Annotated in this window: 24 protein-coding genes; 5 read left to right on the plus strand and 19 right to left on the minus strand. The window is 42.5% G+C overall.

Annotation, left to right across the window (positions count from 1 at the left end):
• Window positions 1-6: 6 nt before the first annotated feature.
• Complete coding sequence (locus KVT11_RS06905; RefSeq protein ID WP_024719832.1) at window positions 7-660, minus strand: ABC transporter permease; 654 nt, start codon at window positions 658-660, stop codon at window positions 7-9.
• 13 nt (window positions 661-673) lie between these two features.
• A complete protein-coding gene (locus tag KVT11_RS06910) occupies window positions 674-1,822 on the minus strand; it encodes a betaine/proline/choline family ABC transporter ATP-binding protein (RefSeq protein WP_116306223.1) in 1,149 nt (382 codons plus the stop codon).
• A gap of 269 nt (window positions 1,823-2,091) precedes the next feature.
• Here KVT11_RS06910 and KVT11_RS06915 point away from each other — a divergent pair, with 269 nt between their 5' ends.
• Complete coding sequence (locus KVT11_RS06915; RefSeq protein WP_060832655.1) at window positions 2,092-2,628, plus strand: GbsR/MarR family transcriptional regulator; 537 nt, start codon at window positions 2,092-2,094, stop codon at window positions 2,626-2,628.
• Between the two features lie 55 nt (window positions 2,629-2,683).
• On the opposite strand, the gene KVT11_RS06920 is transcribed toward KVT11_RS06915, so the two are convergent.
• Window positions 2,684-3,319, minus strand: coding sequence for a MarC family protein (locus tag KVT11_RS06920; protein WP_035389414.1), 636 nt, complete (start codon window positions 3,317-3,319; stop codon window positions 2,684-2,686).
• A gap of 118 nt (window positions 3,320-3,437) precedes the next feature.
• Here KVT11_RS06920 and KVT11_RS06925 point away from each other — a divergent pair, with 118 nt between their 5' ends.
• A complete protein-coding gene (locus KVT11_RS06925; RefSeq protein WP_116306225.1) occupies window positions 3,438-3,902 on the plus strand; it encodes a hypothetical protein in 465 nt (154 codons plus the stop codon).
• Between the two features lie 15 nt (window positions 3,903-3,917).
• Window positions 3,918-4,382, plus strand: coding sequence for a GNAT family N-acetyltransferase (locus tag KVT11_RS06930; RefSeq protein ID WP_035389418.1), 465 nt, complete (start codon window positions 3,918-3,920; stop codon window positions 4,380-4,382).
• Window positions 4,383-4,403: 21 nt separating this feature from the next.
• On the opposite strand, the gene KVT11_RS06935 is transcribed toward KVT11_RS06930, so the two are convergent.
• The 13 genes from KVT11_RS06935 to KVT11_RS06995 all read right to left on the minus strand — a co-directional run bounded on the left by KVT11_RS06935 (window position 4,404) and on the right by KVT11_RS06995 (window position 17,915).
• Window positions 4,404-4,685, minus strand: coding sequence for a hypothetical protein (locus KVT11_RS06935; protein WP_116306227.1), 282 nt, complete (start codon window positions 4,683-4,685; stop codon window positions 4,404-4,406).
• Window positions 4,686-5,051, minus strand: a complete 366-nt coding sequence (locus tag KVT11_RS06940; RefSeq protein WP_116306229.1) for a hypothetical protein — start codon at window positions 5,049-5,051, stop codon at window positions 4,686-4,688. It abuts the gene before it with no gap.
• On the minus strand, window positions 5,048-6,445 hold the full coding sequence (locus KVT11_RS06945) for a hypothetical protein (protein WP_116306231.1): 1,398 nt from the start codon (window positions 6,443-6,445) through the stop codon (window positions 5,048-5,050). The genes KVT11_RS06940 and KVT11_RS06945 overlap by 4 nt, the downstream gene beginning before the upstream one ends.
• Window positions 6,417-7,184, minus strand: a complete 768-nt coding sequence (locus KVT11_RS06950) for an ATP-binding cassette domain-containing protein (protein ID WP_008347699.1) — start codon at window positions 7,182-7,184, stop codon at window positions 6,417-6,419. The genes KVT11_RS06945 and KVT11_RS06950 overlap by 29 nt, the downstream gene beginning before the upstream one ends.
• A 59-nt stretch (window positions 7,185-7,243) precedes the next feature.
• Window positions 7,244-7,513, minus strand: coding sequence for a hypothetical protein (locus KVT11_RS06955; protein WP_008347702.1), 270 nt, complete (start codon window positions 7,511-7,513; stop codon window positions 7,244-7,246).
• A gap of 280 nt (window positions 7,514-7,793) precedes the next feature.
• Window positions 7,794-9,086, minus strand: coding sequence for a phosphopyruvate hydratase (gene eno / locus KVT11_RS06960; protein ID WP_003212752.1), 1,293 nt, complete (start codon window positions 9,084-9,086; stop codon window positions 7,794-7,796).
• Between the two features lie 29 nt (window positions 9,087-9,115).
• The gene (gpmI, locus tag KVT11_RS06965) at window positions 9,116-10,651 is read right to left on the minus strand and encodes a 2,3-bisphosphoglycerate-independent phosphoglycerate mutase (protein WP_017359214.1); all 1,536 of its coding nucleotides are present in this window, start codon (window positions 10,649-10,651) and stop codon (window positions 9,116-9,118) included.
• Window positions 10,644-11,405 (minus strand): triose-phosphate isomerase, encoded by a 762-nt coding sequence (tpiA, locus tag KVT11_RS06970; RefSeq protein ID WP_048001978.1) that lies wholly within the window; start codon window positions 11,403-11,405, stop codon window positions 10,644-10,646. Before tpiA ends, gpmI begins: the two co-directional genes overlap by 8 nt.
• 30 nt (window positions 11,406-11,435) lie before the next feature.
• Window positions 11,436-12,620 carry a phosphoglycerate kinase gene (locus KVT11_RS06975; RefSeq protein ID WP_017359212.1) on the minus strand — a complete coding sequence of 395 codons (1,185 nt, stop codon included), beginning with the start codon at window positions 12,618-12,620 and terminating at the stop codon, window positions 11,436-11,438.
• A 213-nt stretch (window positions 12,621-12,833) separates the two neighbouring features.
• Window positions 12,834-13,841 carry a type I glyceraldehyde-3-phosphate dehydrogenase gene (gene gap / locus KVT11_RS06980; protein WP_007500174.1) on the minus strand — a complete coding sequence of 336 codons (1,008 nt, stop codon included), beginning with the start codon at window positions 13,839-13,841 and terminating at the stop codon, window positions 12,834-12,836.
• A gap of 31 nt (window positions 13,842-13,872) precedes the next feature.
• Window positions 13,873-14,910: a sugar-binding transcriptional regulator gene (locus tag KVT11_RS06985; RefSeq protein WP_008347711.1), complete on the minus strand. Its 1,038-nt coding sequence runs from the start codon at window positions 14,908-14,910 to the stop codon at window positions 13,873-13,875.
• A gap of 288 nt (window positions 14,911-15,198) precedes the next feature.
• On the minus strand, window positions 15,199-16,584 hold the full coding sequence (locus tag KVT11_RS06990; RefSeq protein WP_051626179.1) for an amino acid permease: 1,386 nt from the start codon (window positions 16,582-16,584) through the stop codon (window positions 15,199-15,201).
• 137 nt (window positions 16,585-16,721) lie between these two features.
• A complete protein-coding gene (locus KVT11_RS06995; protein ID WP_210552209.1) occupies window positions 16,722-17,915 on the minus strand; it encodes an ornithine--oxo-acid transaminase in 1,194 nt (397 codons plus the stop codon).
• A gap of 209 nt (window positions 17,916-18,124) precedes the next feature.
• Here KVT11_RS06995 and KVT11_RS07000 point away from each other — a divergent pair, with 209 nt between their 5' ends.
• A complete protein-coding gene (locus KVT11_RS07000; RefSeq protein WP_099496760.1) occupies window positions 18,125-19,567 on the plus strand; it encodes a sigma-54 interaction domain-containing protein in 1,443 nt (480 codons plus the stop codon).
• Window positions 19,568-19,794: 227 nt separating this feature from the next.
• On the opposite strand, the gene KVT11_RS07005 is transcribed toward KVT11_RS07000, so the two are convergent.
• Both KVT11_RS07005 and rpoN read right to left on the minus strand, forming a co-directional pair.
• Window positions 19,795-20,532 carry a FadR/GntR family transcriptional regulator gene (locus KVT11_RS07005; RefSeq protein ID WP_048001975.1) on the minus strand — a complete coding sequence of 246 codons (738 nt, stop codon included), beginning with the start codon at window positions 20,530-20,532 and terminating at the stop codon, window positions 19,795-19,797.
• Between the two features lie 173 nt (window positions 20,533-20,705).
• A complete protein-coding gene (gene rpoN / locus KVT11_RS07010; RefSeq protein ID WP_210552210.1) occupies window positions 20,706-22,004 on the minus strand; it encodes an RNA polymerase factor sigma-54 in 1,299 nt (432 codons plus the stop codon).
• Window positions 22,005-22,074: 70 nt separating this feature from the next.
• Between rpoN and yvfG the strand changes: the two genes are divergently transcribed.
• The gene (gene yvfG, locus KVT11_RS07015; protein WP_017359206.1) at window positions 22,075-22,290 is read left to right on the plus strand and encodes a protein YvfG; all 216 of its coding nucleotides are present in this window, start codon (window positions 22,075-22,077) and stop codon (window positions 22,288-22,290) included.
• A 24-nt stretch (window positions 22,291-22,314) separates the two neighbouring features.
• On the opposite strand, the gene KVT11_RS07020 is transcribed toward yvfG, so the two are convergent.
• Window positions 22,315-23,640 (minus strand): MATE family efflux transporter, encoded by a 1,326-nt coding sequence (locus tag KVT11_RS07020; RefSeq protein ID WP_156061066.1) that lies wholly within the window; start codon window positions 23,638-23,640, stop codon window positions 22,315-22,317.
• Window positions 23,641-23,673: the final 33 nt, after the last annotated feature.

Below are 23,673 nucleotides of genomic sequence, written 5' to 3' on the forward strand. Positions count from 1 at the left end.
AACTCCTTATGAAACTTCCTTCAATCCTTTTAAGCCTTCTGGTGTTACTTTTTTCTCAAGCTTCATCAATGTAAGGTCAATGATGACCGCTAAAATAGTGACAGGGATTGCACCCGCAATAATGTATTCCGGCTGGTAAAGCTGAAGCCCAATTAAAATGTAGTCACCAAGACCGCCTCCACCGATAAAAGCAGCAAGTGTTGTCCACCCAATTAAATAAATCGTTGAGGTTCTGACCCCTGCCATAATGACCGGAACAGCAAGCGGCAGTTCAACAAGACGAATTTGTTCCCATGTCGTCATGCCAATCCCTTTACCAGATTCGAGCAAGTTTTTGTTCACACCTTGAACACCGGCATACGTATTTCTTAAAATAGGCAAAACGGAATAGAAAAATAGCGCAACGATCGCAGGTATTTTTCCAACTCCCAAAATAGGAATAAAAAATGCAAGAATCGCTAAACTAGGGAGTGTTTGAAAGATATTCACGATACCGATGACAAAACCGGCGCCTCTTTTCATTCGTGTAAGAATGACGCCTAAAGGAACGGCCACGATAATGCCTAACACAACGGCAATTAAAGAAATGTATAAATGCTCCCACATTTTTGTGAGGAGTTCCCCACCATTTTTCTCAAGAAAATCGATGATTTGATCCATGTGTACACCTCCCTTAGTTCATTTCAGTGACAGCCTCCGGGGTATCTTCTCCCCAAATAGAGTCATATACGACATCTACAAGACTTGCACGCGTGACGATGCCTTTTAAGTGCCCTTTTGCATCGACAACCGGTACATATTTAATGCCGCGTATTAAGATCTTTCGGACAGTATCTCTAAGAAGTGCACCTTCTTGTACTGTATAAAATTCTGTATTTAAAATATCGCCAACGAAGGCTGCTTTTCTGCGGTTTGCATCGATGGTTTCAATGTCGATATAGCCTTTCAGCACATGATTTTCATCAACGACAAGCAGGGAATCAACCCGCTTTTCTCTCATAATAAAGATGGCATCTGTCAATGTTTTTTCGACGGTAATTGTGACTGGGGACGTGTTCATCATTTGTTCCACACGTTCCATATTCGGATTTGACTGAAGCAGACGTTCTTTCCCGATGAATTCTTCTACGAATTCGTTCGCAGGATTACGTAAAATATCATCAGGCGTGCCCACTTGGATAATCTCTCCATCTTTTAAAATGACAATGCGGTCTGCAAGTTTAATCGCTTCATCCATGTCATGTGTGACGAATACGATTGTTTTATTTAACGTTTTTTGCAGTTTCTTAAATTCTTCCTGCAATGAATCTCTTGTGATCGGGTCAAGTGCTCCAAATGGTTCATCCATCAAGATTAAAGGGGGTTCTGCTGCGAGTGCGCGAAGAACGCCGATACGCTGCTGCTGTCCTCCACTGAGTTCATGCGGGTAACGCTCTAAGTATTCCGGCCCCATGTCGACGAGTTTGAGCAATTCACGCGCTCGTTCTTTTCGTTTTTCTTCCGGCCACTTCAGCAGCTTCGGCACAAGGGAAATGTTTTGTGCGATGGTCATATGAGGGAAAAGTCCAATTTGCTGAATCACATAACCAATTTCTCTTCTTAATTGGACTGGATCTTTTTTCATAATGTTTTCTCCCTCGATCAATATGTTTCCTGAGGAAGGTTCAATCAATCGGTTAATCATCTTCATGGTTGTCGTTTTACCACAGCCACTCGGTCCAATAAAACAAATAAATTCTCCTTTTGCTATTTCTAAATCAATATTTTTGACAGCTTTTTTTCCGCCTTTATACGTCTTAGATACATTCTCTAGTTTCAGCAAATGAGACACCTCCAATTAGTCGGATATATATTTTCAGAAAATTTACACCTTATTTATTATAGTGCAAACTTTATAAAATAAAAAGTTTACGATGTGTTTGTATTGCATAAGATTTATTTAAAATTTTCAGTTAACGGCCTGATATGTACCGATCCCTCCTTTTTCCTCCAACTTACGAGCAAATACTCAATATTTATTGTTTTCATGAACAAACAGGTATATGATATATTGTGTTACAAATTGTCAGTCGTGAAGGGATGAAGCGGGGAATGGACAAGCAAGCGTTAGGCGCCATTCAAAAAGCACAGGATCATTATATTGAAAAAGCTGCCGAGAACATGAATGCCTTTGGTCTTTCTGCCACAGTGGGTAGAGTGCTTGGTATCATTCATATGAACCGTAAACCAATGACGCTCGGTGAGCTCTCAGAGGCGACCGGCATGAGCAAAACAAGAATGAGTCAAGTCGTTCGAGAAATGCTTGATCTGAATATTGCTGAAAAGGTTTATGAAAAAGGAATACGCAAAGATTTATATGACGTTGAGCAAGATCAATATCAAACCTTTATTTCATTGTTTGCAGCCAATTGGTCACGTGTTGTCAGCAAAAATCGCAAGGCACATAAGAAGACATGCAAGGAATTGCTGGAGCTGCTTGAACAAAATGACCTGCCAGAAGAAACAGTAGATAAAATCAATCTTCTTCTTTCCGAAATCAAGGAAAGTCTCGATTATTATGACTGGATTAGCCGTTTAATTGAGTTCTTTGAAAGTGAAGAAGTATTTCAACATGTGCCAAAACCTTAAAAAAAGCTGTTTTATTTTACAATTTTGTAGAAGAAAACAGCTTTTTTATATACACTTATGACATTAGCATTGGGAACATCCCTTTGATCCCTGCGCCAATCATCTCTACTGCCACAACAGCTAGAATCAATCCCATTAATCGTGTCACGACATTCATCTCTGTTTTCCCCATTTTTCGCATAATGAAACTTGAATAATGAAATGCATAATAGGTCATGGCAAGTACAACCACAATGCCAATAAGAATCGCAAGCAGATGAAGCGTTACTTGGTGGCTTCCTGGCGTTAAGCTCATGACAGTCGCAATTGTACCAGGTCCGGCAATGATCGGAATGGCGAGCGGGGTCACCGAAACATCGGCCTTCTCTTTGCTCTCTGCCTTTTCATCCGAATGAGGGTTTTGAACATGTGATTCTTTTGCATTCAGCAAATTGTAAGCGATACCAAAAATAAAAATACCTCCGGCGATACGGAGTGCATGGATATCAATGCCAAACAATTTGAAAATGAGCCTGCCTGCCAAAAGAAAGGCAATCAAAATCATAAAAGACACAACAATCGCTTTTTTGGCCGTCTGGGCGCGTTCTTTTTCTGAGTAGCCTTCTGTTAAAGTGATGAAAAGAGGCACGTTTCCAATGGGATTTGAGACAGCAAATAATGACACAATGACATGAATCATAAAGGAAATCAACAGACACCCTCCTTTTTTCATAGTGTCTGCTAATCTGATGCGAATATTCCCTTGTTCTGTTAAAACCTGGTTTGTTTTAACCGATGATAATAGAGGTTTAACGAAAGGGGAATAGAACATGAAAAAAAACATCACGATCATTGTCCTGTCTGTGATCATCCTAGGTGCAACTGGCTGGATTGTGTGGCAGCAGCAGTCGCTCACCGCGGCAGAGAAAAAACACCAGCAAGAAACCAGAACGAACGATAAGCAGCTGGCACAGTTAAAGTCAGAAGGCACGGATATGAAAGATGAAATCGATGGTCAAAAAAAGGAATTGTCCACCGTCACAAACAAGCTGAAGAAAGAAAAGAAGGCGCATCAAAAAGAAATCAAACAGCGTAAAGCGCTTGAGTTAAAAATAGACCAGCTTCAAAAAGAACTGGCATCAGCGAAAGCAACGGCTCAAGCGAATAAGCAGGCAGCACAAACGACTAGGAAAGCAACTGTTAAGAAAGACCCAAATGTCACCCATCATCCTCCTTCTCAATGGGTGCAGGATCAATATGATTGGGGTGTTAAACAAGGGTATATCAAAGAATAGAGAGGATGAAATGATTTGATACAGATTCGGCCATTGTCTCATGATCAATCTGTTCCTATGGATCTTTTACTATTAGCTGACCCTTCAACTGAAAAAGTCATTGCCTATGTACAATCTGGTTCTTGTTATGTTGCTTTTCATAAACAGGACATGATTGGTGTGTATGTTCTGACGCCTCTGTCTCAGCAGACAGTGGAAATCATGAATGTCGCCGTGAAAGAGTCATGGCAAGGTAGAGGAATTGGGAAGCAGCTGATCCGCCATGCTATTTCAGAAGCCAAGGCAGCTGGCTTTCATACAATTGAAATTGGCACAGGCAACTCTAGTATTCAGCAGCTCGCCCTTTATCAAAAATGCGGTTTTCGCATGGCGTCTATCGATCACGATTTCTTTCTGAAGCACTATGATGAACCGATTTATGAGAACGGTATTCAGTGTATGGATATGGTGCGGTTGTCACTCGTTCTTCAAGCAGACTGACTTCATTCAGCCTGCTTTTTTTTATGTTCTGCTCTTTTTCACTGCATGAATCACATATTGAATCAAGAAGTAGAGAGCGGCACCCGCTAAAAAACAGACCACGCACCCAAAGAGCGTTGCCTCTGAGCTGAATTGATACTGTTCAATTTTCATGATATAAAATGGCATACCAAATAGAGTTGGACTTGATTCAACATGATGAATCTCTAGCAGCATTAAAAATACTGGTGTCATAAACACAGCAAACACATAAAGCATCGCAAGCGTTAAGCCGCTAGAAAACGAATGAAATACTTTAACCATTTAGTTCTCTCCTTTCATCTCTTTTAAACTGGCGATGATATTTTTCCCGTCTGGGCAAGCTGGATGCAGCATCACTGTATTTAATAAAGAAAAAAGCAGCAATGGATGCGTCAATGGATGCCACCACATGAAGAAAAGCACACCCGAGCAGATCACTGGAAACACAGGACCTGCAAGTGCGACCATCATATTAAAACCCGGCCGTGAAAATTTCTCATGGACAATCGACACGTGCTTCCAATCGATCATCACCACATAATCAAAGGTGGGTCTTTTTTCGATTTTGTTGCACACCATCACCATCAGGATATGACCGAGTTCATGAATGAGCACAACGGCTATTAAGCAAAATAAAAGCGTCATCATCGCACAATCGGCCTCTTTAGCATGGCAGCATATATGAAGATGAAGAATGCGGCTGAACAAGCCATATAGGCAGTTGAGAGCAGCTGGATATTTGCTGAAAGCCACTGGACTAAAAGCATATCCAACATACTGAACACAGCAATCATCATCACGATCACAAACAGTTTATTAAAATCACTAATCTTCACGACAAACCCGACACATGCCGCCATGACAGTGATCAATAAAATGGACAAACTTGCCAAACCGTGCCCTTCACTTTCAACCCCAATCATGAAATAAGCAAGCCCGATATAGACAAAATAAATCAATATATTCATTGTGTAATAAAATAAAATTCTTGATAATAAATAGGCACCCTTTGATGTATTTAACATAAAAATGGCTCGCTGATGGAGATGATATTCCCTGCCAATCATCAGGGGAAGCATAATAAGGATCTCCTTTAAGGCAAACTGCACAATAAAAGCATACAGCCAGCCAGTCTCTGCCGGAGTAAAGATGAATGGGAGACCTATCGTGAAACAGACAAGAAACAGGAACAAAATACCTTGTTCTTTAAACACAGCTGATCGGCTAAAATAAACAAGCTCCTGCCGCAGATGTGTGAAAAATGAAGAATCCGATCTAATTTTTTGGTAAGAAAACGACTTCACCTCTACCTTTAGCTGCAAAAACATCCGATTGACATAACAAGCCGCCAACCCTTTCAGCCAAAACCACCCTGCACATAGAAAGATCATCAGAAATACAAGATAGATAGACGGCCATACGTGAATCATCTCAACCGCTTTTTGAAAAAGGAGAAACAAGAAAGCACCGAGCGTCACAAATCCAATCGTTTGCAGCAGTAAATGCTCTTTTGTTTTTGATATAAAATGGCTCACACCAATGCGTATCAGCATCCAAGAAGCAAGAGTATACAGCGCCAATCCACAGCAAGTGATCCCCACCACAATGATCCAATACAAAGATAGTGTAACGCCGCTAATGATCAGCCCTAATAGGATGGGTAAAAAAAGCAGACCAAGCATGATGAAACAAAACAGCACTGGAAAGAAATACACACAAAGGACAAATGAGACACTTTGCATCGCACTATTCAAAAAGAAGAACTGATACTCTTGACGCTTCATTTTATGACGGGAAAAGACAATACCTGCTCCCAAAAGCAGCAGGGTCATTTTCACAAATTGAAGGTATAAAGCAACTGGTTCGCTCTCCCCTACTTGCATAAAAAAACGCAGGCTCATGACAACGTATATGGCGTAGATCAGCAATAAAAAAACGGCTGCGGCGAGAAGCTGCAAAGGATATTTTTTGCCGAGCTGCTTGATTTTCGTTGTGAGCATGCCCCATTCTATTTTATGAAGAACGTGTCGTGTCCAAGTCATTGAGCAACCTCTCCACCTGCATATAGTAATCTTGATTCACTTCTTTATAAATATCCTCAAGTGCTTGATGAGGGAATGTTTTGTTTGTTTCTTGACGTGACATATCCAGCTTGATATCACCGTTTCTTAAGATCATAAGGTGGTCATACAATGTCTCACCAAAGCCCAAATGATGGGTAGAAATGAGAATGCCTGCACCTTGATTTCTCAGCTTCATGAGCACCTTTTTTAAGATGATCATCATATCTGGATCAAGTCCATTTGTAGGCTCGTCGAATACATAATAATCACAAGACCTAAGGAGCTGTGAAATGATTTGGGTTTTCTTTTGATTGCCATGAGACAGCTGGGCAATTGGCTGATCCATATAAGGTCTCAGCTCAAACAGATCGACGAAGGCCTCTTCTCGAGGTCCATTTCGTTTGTCTGGAAGCTGGAGTAAATGAAAATATTCTCTCGGCGTTAAATAATCAAACAAAGCATGATCATCAGGAATATAGGAAACATGTTCTTTCAAGAAGGAGATATGTGCTGAGGATTGAAAATTCAGCTGTTTACCATCTAAAGAGACAACACCCGTAAATGGTGTCAGGCCAAACATAGACTGAATCATCGTGGTTTTTCCTGCCCCATTATGTCCCAAAAGCAGAAGCATACGTCCTTTCTCTACATTTAACTGAATATCGCGGAGAGAAAAGGTGCGGCTATACGTTTTTTCTGTTAAGTGTAATGTCAGCATCATGTCCCTCCATTTATTTCAGATAGAACAGATGACCTCGCATCTGTTCTCACCATTTGTTAGAAGCCGCATTTGATTTTAATATACAGGCCTAAAAACTTGAACTCTCCTAAAAATTTCGAGCCTTTTCCAAATGTTTTGCATGCCCAAATCAAAGCTGCAGCTGTCACAATGCCTAAGATAGCGGCAAGGACATAAATCCAAAATGCATTTTTCTGTACGTTCTTAGAAGTTAGAATTCGTTGCTTCCTTTCATCATATGCCGCCAGTAGGTGAAGGACATACATGTACACGCCTACTGGAAAACGAAGGCTAAAAGGATTCAGCATCTCATCACCCCCTAATATATGTAAAATGATACCACCCCCATGCAAATAGCATAAGTTCAATTCAGATCATATTTTTAGAAGAGTTTTCATGATTTATTGCTTATAAATCGTCAAGCTCATCGTTTCACCTCTGACTGAAGGATGATTTTTTACAAAAATAGGATATGACAAAGGAAGCAGAGCCTATTCGCTTGAGCCAGCTTTGCGTCTTTATTTCAACATAAAAAAAGCGCTGCGATACGCTCTTTTCAAAAGAGCGCACGCAGCGCGTTGCTTTACATTACTTATTCAAGTTGTAGAATGTAGCAATGCCGTGGTATTGAGCTGTTTCAGCCAATTGATCTTCGATGCGAAGTAATTGGTTGTATTTCGCCACACGGTCCGTACGAGATGGAGCACCTGTTTTGATTTGTCCAGCGTTAGTTGCAACTGCAATGTCTGCAATTGTGCTGTCTTCTGTTTCACCAGAACGGTGAGAGATAACAGCTGTATAGCCTGCACGTTTCGCCATTTCGATTGCATCAAATGTTTCAGTTAATGTACCGATTTGGTTTACTTTGATGAGGATTGAGTTACCAACGCCGTTTTTGATTCCTTCAGAAAGCTTCTTCGTATTTGTTACGAACAAGTCGTCTCCTACTAGCTGAACCTTGCTGCCAAGACGCTCAGTTAATAGTTTGTGACCTTCCCAGTCGTTTTCATCAAGGCCGTCTTCGATTGAGATGATTGGGTATTTCGATACCATATCTTCATACCAGTCAACCATTTCAGCAGATGTTTTCACAACACCTTCGCCTGATAAATGATATTTACCGTCTTCTTTGTTATAGAACTCAGAAGATGCAGCATCCATCGCAAGTTTCACTTCTTCACCTGGTTTGAAACCAGCTTTTTCAATCGCTTCTACGATTGTTTGAAGTGCTTCTTCGTTAGAACCAAGGTTTGGAGCGAATCCACCTTCGTCACCTACAGCTGTGTTTAAGCCTTTTGCGCTTAATACAGATTTCAGGCTATGGAAGATTTGAGCGCCCATGCGAAGTGCTTCACGGAAGTTTGGAGCACCTACAGGCATAATCATGAATTCTTGAATGTCTACGTTGTTATCCGCATGCTCTCCACCGTTGACGATGTTCATCATCGGCACTGGAAGCGTTTTGGAGTTGAATCCACCAAGGTATTGATAAAGTGGAATTTGTAAGAAATCAGCAGCCGCACGTGCTACAGCGATAGATACGCCAAGGATTGCGTTTGCACCTAATTTCCCTTTGTTTTCTGTTCCGTCAAGTTCGATTAACATTTTGTCAATTGCTACTTGTTCAGTGACATCAAAGCCTAAAAGCTCTGGTGCAATGATTTCGTTTACGTTGTTTACAGCTGTCAAAACACCTTTTCCAAGGTAACGGTCTTTGTCTCCGTCACGTAGTTCTACTGCTTCATATTCACCAGTAGAAGCACCACTTGGTACTAGTGCACGGCCAAAGCCGCCAGATTCTGTGTAAACTTCTACTTCAACTGTTGGGTTACCGCGAGAGTCTAATACTTCGCGTGCATATACGTCAACAATGTATGGCATCGTTATTTCTCTCCTTTTGAATCAATTTGTTATTTCTGAATCAATGATGTTCCTGTCATCTCTTTTGGTTTTTCAAGTCCAAGTAAGTCTAAAAGCGTTGGAGATAGATCAGCTAAAATGCCGCCTTCTCTAAGCGTCGCACCTTTTTTCGTTACGATGACTGGCACAGGATTCGTTGTATGTGCAGTATGCGGCTTTCCTTCTTCGGTAATGAGCACGTCTGCGTTACCGTGGTCTGCCGTGATGATGGCGTGTCCGCCTTTTGCAAGGATTGCGTCGACTACAGCTCCTAAGCACTCATCTACTGCTTCAATGGCTTTGATTGTTGGCTCAAGCATACCTGAATGCCCCACCATATCTGGGTTAGCAAAGTTCAGAATGATCGCATCATGCTTATCAGCATTGATGTCTGCAACAAGTGCATCCTTTACCTCATAAGCGCTCATTTCTGGCTTGAGGTCATAGGTTGCGACATCTGGTGAATTGATTAAGATGCGGTCTTCTCCAGGAAATTCTTCTTCACGTCCACCGCTCATAAAGAACGTCACGTGAGGATATTTCTCTGTTTCAGCAATCCGCAGCTGCTTCAATCCATTTTGAGAAAGTACTTCTCCTACTGTGTTATCCAAATTCACTGGTTTGAAAGCCACATAGCCATCTACCGTTTCACTGAAGTGTGTGAAGCAGACGAAGTGTAAATCCTTCGGATGTGCTTCCCCGCGGTCAAACGAGCGGAAATCTTCATTTGTGAATGTGTTTGAAATTTGAATCGCACGGTCTGGACGGAAGTTATAGAAAATCACAGAGTCGCCGTCGTTTACTTTTGCAACCGGCTCACCATTTTCTCTCGTAATGACAGATGGAATAACGAACTCATCGTAGATTCCATTTTCATAGGAGTCATCAACGACATCATAGATGTTTTGATAACTTGGGCCTTCACCATACGCCATCGCGCGATATGCTTTCTCCACACGATCCCAGCGCTTGTCACGGTCCATTGAGTAATAGCGTCCAGAAAGTGTTGCGACTTCTCCGACACCGATTTCTTTGATTTGTTCTTCAAGCTGTTTTAAGTACACTTTCGCTGTCTTCTGACCAACATCGCGTCCGTCTAAGAAGCCGTGAATGTATACTTTTGTTAAGCCTTCTTTTTTCGCTAGTTTCAGCAAGGCAAAAAGATGCTGGATGTGGCTATGCACACCGCCGTCTGACAAGAGACCGAATAGATGAAGGGCCTTGTCATTTTCTTTTGCATAAGTCATTGCATCTAGGAACGTTTCGTTTTTCTCAAATTCCCCATCACGAATGGCAACATTCACTCTTGTTAAGCTTTGGTACACGATGCGTCCTGCACCGATGTTCAAATGCCCAACTTCAGAGTTCCCCATTTGACCTTCTGGGAGGCCCACTGCCTCACCTGAAGCCGTTAAGGTTTGATGCGGGAATTCGTTCCAGTAGCGGTCGAAGTTCGGTTTCTTTGCTTGGGCAACAGCGTTACCGACTGTTTCGCCTCTTAAACCGAATCCATCTAAGATGATTAATGCAGCTGGTTTCTTACTCATATTGACCTTCCTCCAATAATTGAACGAAAGACTGAGGTTCTAAGCTTGCGCCGCCTACCAAAGCACCGTCAATATCGGATTCTGCCATATATTCTTTAATATTCGCAGGTTTCACGCTTCCGCCATATTGAATGCGAAGGCTGTCTGCCGCTTCTTGACCAAATTCGCTTGCAACCGTTTGGCGAATGTGCGCACAAACATCGTTTGCATCTTTCGCTGTAGAAGATTTACCTGTACCGATCGCCCAGATTGGCTCATAGGCAATGACAGATTCAGCGACTTGTTGCTTCGTTAAACCAGCTAGTGCTTTTTTCACTTGATCAGCGACAAGTTCGTTTGTTTTGCCTGCTTCACGCTCTTCAAGCGTTTCACCTACACAGATGATTGGAACGATGCCATACTTGAATGCAGCATGTGCTTTTTTGTTCACTGTTTCATCTGTTTCAGCGAAGAATTCGCGGCGCTCTGAATGACCGATCACTGAGTAGCCGATGCCAAGATCTTTAAGCGCAGCAGGGCTGATTTCACCAGTGAATGCACCATTTTCTTCAAAGTGCATGTTTTGCGCACCAATTTTAAGGTCTGTTCCGTTAGAAAGGCTGTTCAGCTTTTCAAGGAAAAGGGCTGGTGCACAGACAATAGATTCCACTTTGTCAGGAGATGGAATAGATGACTTGACTTCTTCAACGAAGCTTACAGCTTCACCAAGTGTTTTGTTCATCTTCCAGTTCCCAGCTATAATTGGTTTTCTCATGATTGACACTTCCTTATAGCAGTTTTGGTCTTATTTATCGTTTAATGCAGTCACACCTGGAAGTTCTTTGCCTTCCATAAATTCAAGTGAAGCGCCGCCGCCTGTAGAAATATGGCTCATCTGATCGGCAAGACCAAATTTCTCAACAGCTGCTGCTGAATCTCCACCGCCAATGACAGAATATGTATCTTTTGCTTCTGCCAGTGCTTCTGCGATTGCTTTTGTTCCTTTAGCGAATGCATCGATTTCAAATACACCCATTGGTCCGTTCCAGACAACAAGTTTGCTGTTTTTAATGACATCAGCATACTTCTCTCTTGTCTCTGTTCCAATATCAAGTGCTTCTAGATCACTTGGAATTTCAGAGATTGGCACAATGCTTGTATTCGCATCATTTGAAAAGTCGTCGGCTACCAGAACATCTGTTGGAATCAGGAAGTTCACGCCTTTTTCTTTTGCACGGTCCATAAAGGATTTCGCTAAATCTACTTTGTCTTCTTCTAATAGAGATTTCCCTACTTCGTGGCCAAGTGCTTTGACAAATGTATAAGCAAGTCCGCCGCCGATGATCAGGTTGTCCACTTTATCAAGAAGACTTTCAATTACACCGATTTTATCCTTTACTTTTGCGCCACCGATAATCGCTGTAAATGGGCGATCAGGGTTTGAAATGGCTTTTCCTAGAACCTCAAGCTCTTTTTGCATGAGGAAGCCTGAAACAGCCGGAAGATACGCTGCAATACCAGCTGTGGATGCATGTGCACGGTGTGCAGCACCAAACGCATCATTGACATACACATCGGCTAAATCAGCAAACGCTTTTGATAATTCAGGATCGTTCTTTTCCTCACCAGGATAGAAACGAACGTTTTCAAGCACTAGCACATCTCCTTCTTTTAAGTCGGAGATTTGCTTTTTCACGTTGTCGCCGTAAGCTTCATCTGCTTTTTTCACTTCTTGTCCAAGAAGCTCTTGCAGACGTTTTGCTACAGGTGTCAGACGCAGTTCTTCAGTAACTTGACCTTTCGGACGACCCAAATGACTAGCTAGTAGTACCTTTGCGCCTTGTCCTGTTAAATACTCAATCGTTGGTAATGCTGCGCGAATACGAGTATCATCCGTCACTTTTCCGTCCTTCATTGGAACGTTAAAATCTACGCGGCAGAACACAACTTTACCTTTTACGTCAATGTCTTTTACTGATTTCTTATTCATGCTCGTCAGGAGATCCTCCTTTATTCTGGTTTCCTTACGCATTGGACAAGTCTCTCTTTATCCTTTTCCCATTTTGCCCTCATCAAAACGAGAAATCGTGCAGAACGGATAAATACAGAGAAAAAGGGAAAGGGATGCTTCCCCTTCCCTTGTCCGTCTTCATTATATCGTGTCTCTAGGAAAGAACCAAGTGAGTTCCTTCAGTGTGAGAAATTAAAGACCTTGTTTTGCAATGTAAGCTGCAAGGTCAACAACGCGGTGAGAATATCCACTCTCGTTATCGTACCAAGAAATGACTTTCACCATGCTGCCTTCCATTACCATTGTAGAAAGAGCATCGATTGTTGAAGAGTTTGCATTACCATTGTAGTCACCAGATACTAATGGCTCTTCGCTGTAGCCAAGGATTCCTTTAAGTTCTCCTTCAGCTGCTTCTTTAAGTGCTGCATTTACGTCTTCAGCTGTCACATCTTGATTTAATTCAGCAACAAGATCAACTAAAGAAACGTTAGGTGTTGGAACACGCATAGCGCCACCGTTTAATTTACCTTTAAGTTCAGGCAATACAAGTGAAACAGCTTTCGCAGCACCTGTAGAAGTTGGGATGATGTTTTCCGCAGCTGCACGAGCACGACGGTAGTCTTTGTGCGGAAGATCAAGAATTTGTTGGTCATTTGTGTATGAGTGAACAGTTGTCATCATACCGCGTTTGATACCAAATTTATCGTTAAGTACTTTTGCAAATGGAGCTAAGCAGTTTGTTGTACAAGATGCATTAGAGATGACATCGTGGCTAGCTGCATCGTATTTGTCTTCGTTTACACCCATAACGATTGTGATATCTTCTTCGTTAGCAGGAGCAGAGATGATGACTTTTTTAGCGCCAGCTTCTAAGTGTTTAGCAGCGTCTGCACGTTTTGTGAAGAATCCAGTAGATTCAACAACGATTTCTACGCCTTGTTTACCCCAGCTTAATTTCGCAGGGTCACGCTCAGCTGATACTTCGATTGTTTTACCGTTCACTACTAAGTTCGTACCGTCTACAGAAACCTCTGCATCTAGTTTTCCGTGAACAGAGTCATATTGTAAAAGGTGTGCAAGCATGTTAGCGTCTGTTAGATCGTTAACCGCTACTACCTCAACTTCAGGATTGTTTAATGCTGCACGAAATACGTTACGTCCAATACGTCCAAATCCGTTAATACCGACTTTTACTGCCATGATGTTTCCTCCTTTTATAGGTCACAATGTTTTATATTGAGGGATCAATTGACTCCCTTAATAACTCTTTTGCGGCTCCTTCGTCTGTGACGAGAACCGTTCGGCGGGGTTTTTTGAAATAAGCTTCAATGGCCCCTGCCTTTGATGATCCACCTGCAACAGCAATGATGTGTGGAATGCTTTCTAAATCATCTAGCTGCATGCCGACGGAGTGCACTTTGTGGACGACCTCGCCATCACGATTAAAGTAATAGCCAAAAGCCTCTGTCACTGCGTCATGCTCATCAATCTTTTTTAAATCTTCAGCGGGTGTGTTTCGTCTCATCGCCATTGTTTTTGCTTCACCGATTCCATGAATGAGCATCGTGGATGATTTAATTGTTTGAAGCACTTCTTTGACGGACGGCTCTTCAATAATGGAAGAGTAAGCACCTTCTGACAGCTGTCCTGGAACAAACAGCAGTTTGTAAGTACCGGAAGCTTTTTCAGCCATGTGGGCACAAATGGTGTTTGCCTGATTTTTTACATTCTCCCCAAGACCGCCTCTCGCAGGGACAAACATCATGTCTCTGTTTTTGGCATCAGGGGTCATCATTTCGGCAACAGCTTCCATCGTCGTTCCGCCAGTGACGGCGACGATATTATTTCCAGTAAACCTTTTTTTCATACACTGGACAGCAGCTCTTCCCATTTCTTGCTTCACCCACGGGGATTCATCGCTGTCACCAGAAACAATGATGACTTCTTCCAGGCCTAATTTCCTCTTTAATGTATTTTCCAAAAAGGTTAAACCTAAAACGTCCTTCATCATTCCTTCAAGCATTTCAAGCAAAGCATGACCTTCAGTCGTCAGCATCATACCGCTCGTTTTGACATCAAGCAGATTTTGTTCCTTTAAGAACTGAACCTCAGCTCTTAAGATACGTTCACTCAGACCAAGACTTGTCGCAAGACTTCTGCGACCAATTGGTTCAGCTAATCTGATGTACTGCAAAATGTCGTAGCGCTTTTGCATAACTGTGAGAAGATCTGGTAATAATTTTTTTTGAGCTTCCAATAAACGATTCATGGCTAACGACCCTTTCTTTTCACGTTGGACTAAAAACGTCCCACTGTGACAAAAAACGTCCCGCCACAGCCAAAAAAAATCAATCCCTGCTTTCTTTAATTATTTTAACAGGATAATCTTGCATTTTCAACTCTTACAAACACATTTAGACAAAAAATAGACACATTTTGACCGATAACCTGCTTGTCATCTAGCTTTCCGCCATTTTATTTTTTTAAAACTATTTATTTTCTTCTATATTGAATGCATTTGTCTTTGAAAAGGTGCAGGCGGTCAAAAGCCGCCTGCTTATGTTTTCGGTATCGTTTCTTTCTCTTCATTAAATCGTTTCGCATCTTCCTTCGGTTTAATCTTGAGGTAGTAAATGATGTAGCAGGCGGCCATAAATGGAACTCCGCAATAAAGACCAATCCGCTGATCCTCAATAAAGAATAAACTGATAAGAACAATGCCAAATGCGATAAAGCCTGCTAATGGCACAAATGGATAAAAAGGCGTTCGGAAGACAAGATTCTTTACATCTCCGCCCTCTTTTATGAATTGCCTCCTAAAGAAGTATTGGGATAAACAAATCGACATCCAAACCACGACAAGCACCATACCCGAAATGGATATGAGCCAGACATATACCGTTTTTGGTGCTACAACACTCGTGAGCAGTGATAGAGCGGATACACCCATTGTCACCAATAAGGCATTGATCGGGATTTTACGCTTGGATAATTTTTTCGTGAAAACAGGTCCTTTCCCGTCTTTTGAAAGCGCCCAAAGCATACGTGATGATGCATATAATCCAGAGTTCGCTACAGATAAAACGGCTGTAATGATAATAAAATTCATGATATCTGCAGCGTATGGTATGCCCACCTTGTCCAACACCACAACAAACGGACTATCCACTGCGCCGGCGGTCTGCCATGGAAGAAGTGCTGCAAGAACCGCAATCGATAAAACAAAAAAGACCATCGTCCGCCAAATAATATTCCGAATAGAGCGCGGGAGTGTTTTTTCTGGACTTTCACTCTCCCCTGCTGCAATCCCTACAAGCTCTGTTCCTTGAAAGGAGAAATTGACTGTGACCATGGTTAATAAAATCGCAAAAACACCATTAGGAAAAAGTCCACCATGATCCGTCAAATGACGAAATAGAGGGGCTGGTTCCCCACCTTTCAAGTGAATCATTCCGAAAATTGCGCCAATTCCAATGATAATAAACAATAAGATCGCAGCAACCTTGATGGCTGAAAACCAAAACTCTGTTTCAGCGAAGCTACGAGCTGAGATGGCATTCACGGCAAATAAAATCACGCTAAATGCAAGACACCAAAGCCAAACAGGGATATCTGGGAACCACCTTTGGAGCAAAATGCCTGCTGACGTAAACTCCAGTCCAATTGTACATGCCCAGCTAAACCAATAAAGCCAGCCGATCATAAAGCCTGTGGACGGACCTATATATTTGGTTGCATACTCTTGAAAGGAACCGGCTGTCGGCATCGCCACTGCTAATTCACCAAGACAGAGCATGACCAAATACATGAGCAACCCGCCAATGATAAACGAAAGAATGGCTCCCCCTGGGCCTGCCTGATGAATAATGAGTCCTGATCCAAGGAAAAGGCCTGTTCCGATGACCCCACCTAAGGCAATCATAAAGAGATGTCTGCTTTTCATGGAACGCTCTAGTTCATTATGCTGTTCTGGCTTCAAATCCGCTTCCCCACTTTCACTCTTCTATTCATCAACCTTTGACAAAATTCGCCGTTCATTGAAAGAGAAAGGGAGAATTATAAGGCTTCTCCCTTGATCATTTATGCTTGAAATAACGCTTGGATATGAGCAATTGCCCAATCCAAGTCTTCTTTTGAAATGGTAAGCGGCGGTGCAAATCGAATTACTGTCTCATGGGTTTCTTTGCATAACAGCCCCGCTTGCTTGAGTTTCTCACAATAAGGTCTAGCTGCCTCAGTCAGTTCCATCCCAATAAATAGTCCACGCCCGCGTACTTCCTTAATGACAGGACTTTGAATGCGTGATAGTTTGTCTTTGAAATATTCCCCAAGCTCCAATGAGCGCTCGGCAAGCTTCTCGTCGATTAAAACATCTAATGCAGCAAGTGATACTGCGCACGCAAGAGGATTCCCGCCGAAGGTAGACCCGTGAGACCCTGGATTAAATACACCTAAAATATCACGGTTTGCTACAACACATGAGATCGGGAATACCCCACCGCCAAGTGCTTTACCAAGAATCAGCATATCCGGCTCAATGTCTTCCCAGTCGCATGCAAACATCTTGCCGGTCCGCGCTAATCCCACTTGAATTTCATCTGCGATCAATAACACATGTTCCTTCTCACAGATCGCTTTTGCCTCTTTTATAAAGCCCTCAGGCGGCATGACAATGCCCGCTTCTCCTTGAATCGGTTCAAAGAGAAAAGCTGCTGTTTGCGGAGTGATTGCTTCGCGTAACGCCTCAATATCTCCATAAGGGATGAGCTTTATGCCTGGGAGCATCGGACCGAAACCTCTTTGATATTCTGCTTCCGAAGAAAGTGACACAGCCGTCATTGTACGACCATGAAAATTCCCGGTACATGCAATGATTTCTGCTCGATTCTCTTCGATTCCCTTGACATCATAGCCCCATCGTCTCGCTGCCTTTATCGCCGTTTCCACAGCCTCGGCACCCGTATTCATCGGCAATGCCATCTCTTTATTCGTTAATTTGCAGATCTTCTCATACCATGGGCCAAGCTGATCATTATGGAAGGCCCTTGATGTGAGTGTCACGCGGTCAGCTTGTGTTTTAAGCGCTTCAATAATGCGGGGATGGCGATGTCCTTGGTTCACTGCAGAATATGCACTGAGCATATCCATGTAGCGGTTGCCTTCAGGATCAGTCACCCACACTCCCTCAGCCTCTGAAATCACAATTGGCAACGGATGATAATTCGCCGCACCGTATTGTTCTGTTTGATGAATCAATGCTTTTGTCTGTGTCATCGTGTATTCCTCCTTCTATAAGCTTGCCTCTTTTGATTGGGTTCATCTTCACTCTTATGTTATGCAAGGATCATGCCAACTTAGTGATCGCTCTGTGTCTAGGATTGTGCTCATCTTTACCGCAAAAATATTTTGCATATGCAAATTTTTTTAGAGGAAACCGCAAAATTTTTCATGTAAAATAGAGGTAATGTCTGGAGGTGGCGCAAGTGAAAAAAGATCAGCATACCGCAAAGCTCGAAAATGAGATTGATCTATATAAACAAATGCTCGATTTAATTGATGTTGGGGTTCACGCCATTGACGAAAATGGCAATACCATTGTTTATAACAAAAAAATGATGGAGATCGAATCTTTAAAACGTTCTGATGTCCTTTATAAAAATGTCTTAGACCTCTTTGTGTTTCAGGATGAGATGCACAGTACACTTGTCCAAGCGCTGCGAACCGGGAAACAGACGGTTCATGCAAAGCAGACGTATCACAACTACAATGGAAAAGAAATCACAACGATTAACCATACATACCCGCTCGTTCGAGACGGTTTGATTCAAGGGGCAGTTGAAATTTCGAATGATGTCACGAAACTGGAACGGCTCATTCATCACAATATGAAGAAAAAAGGAAACACACGCTTTACATTTGATTCAATCATTGGGGAGAGTCCTGCCTTTTTAGAAGTGATTGAACATGCGAAACGAGCCACACGTACCTCTTCTTATGTGCTGATTGTTGGTGAGACAGGGACGGGGAAAGAACTATTTGCACAAAGCATTCATAATGGCAGCAGCCGTTCATCTGGACCATTTATTACGCAGAATTGTGCAGCACTGCCTGATAACCTGATTGAAAGTCTGCTTTTTGGAACACAAAAAGGGGCTTTTACAGGGGCAACAGATCAGCCGGGTCTATTCGAACAAGCACAAGGAGGTACACTGCTTTTAGATGAGATCAACTCATTACACCCAGCTCTTCAAGCAAAACTATTGCGCGTCTTGCAAGAGAAACGTGTAAGAAGGTTAGGCAGTACAAAGGAAATCGCCATTGATGTGAGAGTGATTGCTAATATGAATGAGGACCCTGTAGATGCGATCGCAGGTGGACGGATGCGAAAGGATTTATTTTACCGGCTTGGCATTGTCACCTTGTTTATCCCGCCACTCTCTGAGCGAAAAGAAGACATCCCCACATTTGTCATGCATTTTATTCAAAAATATAATGAACTGTTTCAAATGAATGTGAAGGCGGCTGATGAAGAGGTACTTGCCCTGTTCCAAACGTATCATTGGCCGGGCAATGTAAGAGAACTGGAGCATGTGATTGAAGCTGGGATGAATATGATGATGGACGAAACATACTTAAGCATGCATCACCTTCCTTACCATTTCCGTTTCAAGCAAGGAGAAGGACGTCCTAGTGAACACATGCAGATGAGTCCGCTTAATCTAGCAGCTGCAGCTGATACGTTTGTCTACACGAGCTCAGATCATACAACTGACTTCCAAACCCAAATGGATCGATTTGAAAAACAATACATCGTCCATTACTTAAATAAAATGGACGACAATATTTCACAGACTGCAAAGATATTGGGCATGAGCAGGCAAAGTCTGCAATATCGAATGAAAAAGCTGCATATTTCTCTTCAATAATAGAGCTGTGCCGTTATGCGGCACAGCTTAGATTGTTGACAAAGGGCTAAAATGAACTTTATTTTAGCCCTTTGTCTTCTTTTCAGCGTGATAGAAAACCTTTGCAGTCTAGGAAGGACGAGCACTGGCACGGAGCGAATTTGACATCCGTGAGTACCAGCGCGCAGGACTGACAAAGAATGCGAGGGTTTGTCTACACGCTGAGCTGTGCCGCTTTTCGGCACAGCTTATTGTATATCTGGCTTTCCTTCCTGTTCTTGCAGCACATCACCAAGAAGTTGTTCTACTTTTTCCAAATGTGTGAGCATCGCCCGCTCTGCTTCTTCTGGCTGTTTGTCCATGATAGCTTGATAAATACGTTCATGGTCTTTGTAAAGCTGACGTATGGACGCTTTTCTTGAAAATAACACGATTTTTCTTGTTTCTCGCATCGTTTCCATTAACAAGGTTGAGACCTGATTCATTAACGCCGCTAGTAAATGATTCTTTGAGGCTTTAGCGATGGCAAGATGAAATGTGAGGTCTGCCTCTTCACCAATTTCTTTATGCGCTTCTGCACGCTTCATTTGTTCTAGTGCCTCCTGCAGTCGATGGAGGTCATCGTCTGTCCGCAGCAATGCTGCCTTTTTGACAGCACCTGATTCAATGATTGATCTCACTTCAAGAAGCTGCACGATATCCTGCTGCTTCATCAAAAAAGCAGGAGATAAACAAAATGTGAGCTGCTCAGGATCGAACTGCTTCACATATGTGCCTTCTCCTTGCTTCATCTCTATTAATCCGATCGCTTTCAGAGCGGACAGCGCCTCTCTCACAGCGGAACGGCTGACTTGAAAGTTTTCAGAAAGTGCTTGAACCGAGTCTAATTTTTCGCCCGGAAGAAGCTCCCCCGTTCGAATGGATTCGACTAATGCGTCCGCAATTTCTTCATATATTTTTTTCGTTTTGATTTGTTTATATTTCAATTGGTCTCACCTCATCACTGTTGTCTACCCTATCGGCTCATGCCCTATCTTATACTTTACCCCAAAATTCAGATCACACGTCTTCCCTTTTTTCAATTCTCAAGAAATCTTCTATCACTCTTCCACTCATCAAAAAAGAAGCACATGCCATTGTTTCTGGCATGTGCTTCTTTTTAATCATATCGCTTCCGCAGCGTGGAAGACGGAAGGTTCATTTGTTCACGATATTTGGCAATGGTTCTGCGAGAGACGCGGATACCAAAGGTTTGCTGAAGATGCGTCATGATTTGCTGATCCGAATACGGTTTTTTCTTATTTTCTGATTGAATCAGCTCCGCAATGTGGGTCTTCACTGTGTAGCTGGATGCTTCTTCGAGCGAATGCCCTTCTAGTTTCGCTTGGAAAAACTGTTTCATTTCCATTAATCCGTAAGGGGTCTGCACCATTTTCCCTTTGACTGTTCGACTCACTGTCGACTCATGCACTTGTAATATATCTGCAATCCGCTTCATCGTAAGCGGTTTCATTTTATGCTTCCCTGTCAGGAAAAAATCAGTCTGTTGTAAGATAATCTCACGAACGACATTTGTCATCGTTTGTTTTCTCTGCTTCAGCGCTTGAACAAGCCAATTGTACTGCTGCTGCTTTTCCTTTAAATACGTGTATGCTTCATGCCGCTTTTGATCTTGAATCATGGCGAAATACCCTTCATTCATTTCAATGTCCGGAAAAGCACGCTGGTTCAGCTCGAATGTGATGTGACCTCCCGTAGCTGTAATCAACACATCTGGTTCTATATACACATCCTCTTCTTCATAAGAGAAATGAAGGCCTGGTCTTGGTTCGAGAAGCGACACCTCATCTTGTATGGCCTGCAAGGTTTTCAAAGGTATACCTGTTTTTGCCGCGATTTCCTTCCAAGCCTTCCTTGCGAAAAGAAAGAAATGCCCTTCGATGATCAGCTCTGCTTCATACCAACGTTCCTTTTTTCGTCTAAGCTGGAGCAGGATACATTCTTGCAATGATCTAGCGCCAATACCGGCAGGCTCTAATGATTGAAGCTGATGAAGAACGGCCTCTACTTCTTCTGCCGAAGCCTGTAAAACAGTGGCCATTTGGTCAACCGGTTCATTTAAATAGCCATTGGAATCAATGGACTCAATCATGAAGTGAAAAATCCTTTGATTCTTTTCACTTAAATTCAAATCAATGGCCTGTCTCTTTAAATACATTTGCAGGCTTTCTTTTTGATGCGTACGATACGGCTCTGTCATTCGATCTTGCGTTCTTTTATGATAAACTGGTTGATAGCTGTCCGTGTCTTTCCGCTCAATCAGAGGGTTCTCAAGCGCTAACTGATCAAGATACTCACCCAGCTCTGCACAATTCAATTGCAGCAGCGTAATCGCCTGCCTGAGTTCTTGCGTGAGTACCTGCTTTAATACTAGTTCTTGTTGCAGTTTAAGGCTCATTGTCTCCCCTCCCTCTCATCATTTTACATGAAGATTGACGGACCGTATATACGAAATAGGAGTGATGTCCATGTCTGAACTTTTTTCCGTTCCATACTTTATTGATAACTTAAAACAGCACATTGCCATGAATCAACATGAAGACAAGATTCATGCCATGAACGCTTATTATCGTTCGGTGGTTTCTACACTTGTGCAGGACCAATTGACGAAAAATGCTGTTGTCTTGAAGCGAATTCAGCATCTCGATGAAGCGTACCAAAAGGTGAAAAAAGAAAGCGAATAAATGGACGACAAACAACACCCTTTCTCATGATTGCAAAGGGTGTTTTTCATGTAGGAAAAGCTTTTGATCCAGCTTTGATTTGTACATCATCAAAAAGCCAGACCGTCCTAAAGTATAAATGATAAAGGCAAACCATAGTCCGTGATTGTGCCATATCGGAATGACTGCCGCTTGAACAGCCACAAACAAAATCATCGCAAAGAGCATTGAATTTCTCACAGGAGCAATTTCTGTCGCACCTGTGAATACACCGTAAATCACCAAGCCAAAGCAAGCAGCAAACGGATAAAGAACGAGCCAATCGGCATATTGCAGTGTCACATCAAGAAGCTGAGGCAAATTTGTAAACAGGCTCAAAATTGGTACTTTAAAGAAAAAGTAACCTGCCGCAATGACACATGCCATCACAACTGCCCATTGTCTCGAAAGGGTTAATGTTTTATCATAAAGCGCTCGGTCGTTCGCACCTACTGATCTACCGACAAGGATGCTGGATGCATTGGCAAATCCATCGAACAAATAGGCCATGATGTAGTGAATTTGAAATAAAATGGCATTCGCCGCCAATTGCTCCGTTCCGAAAGACGCTCCCTTTGCTGTAAACATGTTGATCACGACAAGCAGACAGATCGTTCGGATAAACAAGTCTTTATTCACATGAAACATTTTCTTTACTGCACGTGTGTCCATCACCTGCTGGATAGACGGCATCCGAAAACCGTTTGACGTATGCTTCAAGATGATCCAGGCCCCTAACACAAAAGCAGTGAGTTCAGAGATCAATGTCGCCGCTGCCACACCTTTGACGGCAAAAGAAAACGCATGAACTAAGATCAATGCCAAGATCATATTCATGACATTGATCAAAATTTGTAAAGAAAGGGCTTCTTTCATTTTTGCCATCCCCATCAGCCAGCCGAGTATGACGTAATTCATCAAGGTAAATGGCGCTCCCCAGATCCGAATATGAAAATAGTCCGCTGCATATTCGCGCACATCAGCAGCAGGAGAGATGATCCATAATGCGGATTGAATAATGGGCCATTGAAGAGCAATAAAACAAAGTCCGACGATAATAGCTAGCAAAAAAGGCCTTAGAAAAGCAAGAACACCCTGCTCCTCGTTCTGCGCTCCGTTTGCTTGGGCAGCAAAAGCAGAAGTACTTACCCGCAGAAAACCAAACAGCCAGTACAATGTACTAAAAATGAGACTGCCGACTGCGACGCCTCCTATATAAGCGGGATTGGCAAGCTGTCCAACAACTGCTGTATCGACAGCTCCAAGTAATGGCGTGGTCATCGTTGAAATGGTTAAAGGGATCGCCAAAGCTAAATATGCTCGATGGTTCACGATGCCACCTGCCTTTCATGAAAAATAGCCTCT

The organism is Bacillus sp. GbtcB10, from assembly GCF_019091365.1.
In the GTDB taxonomy this organism is placed as follows: Bacteria; Bacillota; Bacilli; order Bacillales; family Bacillaceae; genus Bacillus; species Bacillus altitudinis.

Bases quoted from the DNA above. Each gene is read 5' to 3' on its own strand.
- KVT11_RS06950 (WP_008347699.1), bottom strand. From the start codon at position 7,184: ATGCTGACATTACACTTAACAGAAAAAACGTATAGCCGCACCTTTTCT.
- KVT11_RS06935 (WP_116306227.1), bottom strand. From the start codon at position 4,685: ATGGTTAAAGTATTTCATTCGTTTTCTAGCGGCTTAACGCTTGCGATG.
- KVT11_RS06940 (WP_116306229.1), bottom strand. From the start codon at position 5,051: ATGATGACGCTTTTATTTTGCTTAATAGCCGTTGTGCTCATTCATGAA.
- yvfG (WP_017359206.1), top strand. From the start codon at position 22,075: ATGTCTGAACTTTTTTCCGTTCCATACTTTATTGATAACTTAAAACAG.
- KVT11_RS06915 (WP_060832655.1), top strand. From the start codon at position 2,092: ATGGACAAGCAAGCGTTAGGCGCCATTCAAAAAGCACAGGATCATTAT.
- gap (WP_007500174.1), bottom strand. From the start codon at position 13,841: ATGGCAGTAAAAGTCGGTATTAACGGATTTGGACGTATTGGACGTAAC.
- rpoN (WP_210552210.1), bottom strand. From the start codon at position 22,004: ATGAGCCTTAAACTGCAACAAGAACTAGTATTAAAGCAGGTACTCACG.
- KVT11_RS06955 (WP_008347702.1), bottom strand. From the start codon at position 7,513: ATGCTGAATCCTTTTAGCCTTCGTTTTCCAGTAGGCGTGTACATGTAT.
- gpmI (WP_017359214.1), bottom strand. From the start codon at position 10,651: ATGAGTAAGAAACCAGCTGCATTAATCATCTTAGATGGATTCGGTTTA.
- KVT11_RS06945 (WP_116306231.1), bottom strand. From the start codon at position 6,445: ATGACTTGGACACGACACGTTCTTCATAAAATAGAATGGGGCATGCTC.
- KVT11_RS06925 (WP_116306225.1), top strand. From the start codon at position 3,438: ATGAAAAAAAACATCACGATCATTGTCCTGTCTGTGATCATCCTAGGT.
- eno (WP_003212752.1), bottom strand. From the start codon at position 9,086: ATGCCATACATTGTTGACGTATATGCACGCGAAGTATTAGACTCTCGC.
- KVT11_RS06905 (WP_024719832.1), bottom strand. From the start codon at position 660: ATGGATCAAATCATCGATTTTCTTGAGAAAAATGGTGGGGAACTCCTC.
- KVT11_RS06975 (WP_017359212.1), bottom strand. From the start codon at position 12,620: ATGAATAAGAAATCAGTAAAAGACATTGACGTAAAAGGTAAAGTTGTG.
- KVT11_RS06990 (WP_051626179.1), bottom strand. From the start codon at position 16,584: ATGAAAAGCAGACATCTCTTTATGATTGCCTTAGGTGGGGTCATCGGA.
- KVT11_RS06995 (WP_210552209.1), bottom strand. From the start codon at position 17,915: ATGACACAGACAAAAGCATTGATTCATCAAACAGAACAATACGGTGCG.
- KVT11_RS06985 (WP_008347711.1), bottom strand. From the start codon at position 14,910: ATGAATCGTTTATTGGAAGCTCAAAAAAAATTATTACCAGATCTTCTC.
- tpiA (WP_048001978.1), bottom strand. From the start codon at position 11,405: ATGAGAAAACCAATTATAGCTGGGAACTGGAAGATGAACAAAACACTT.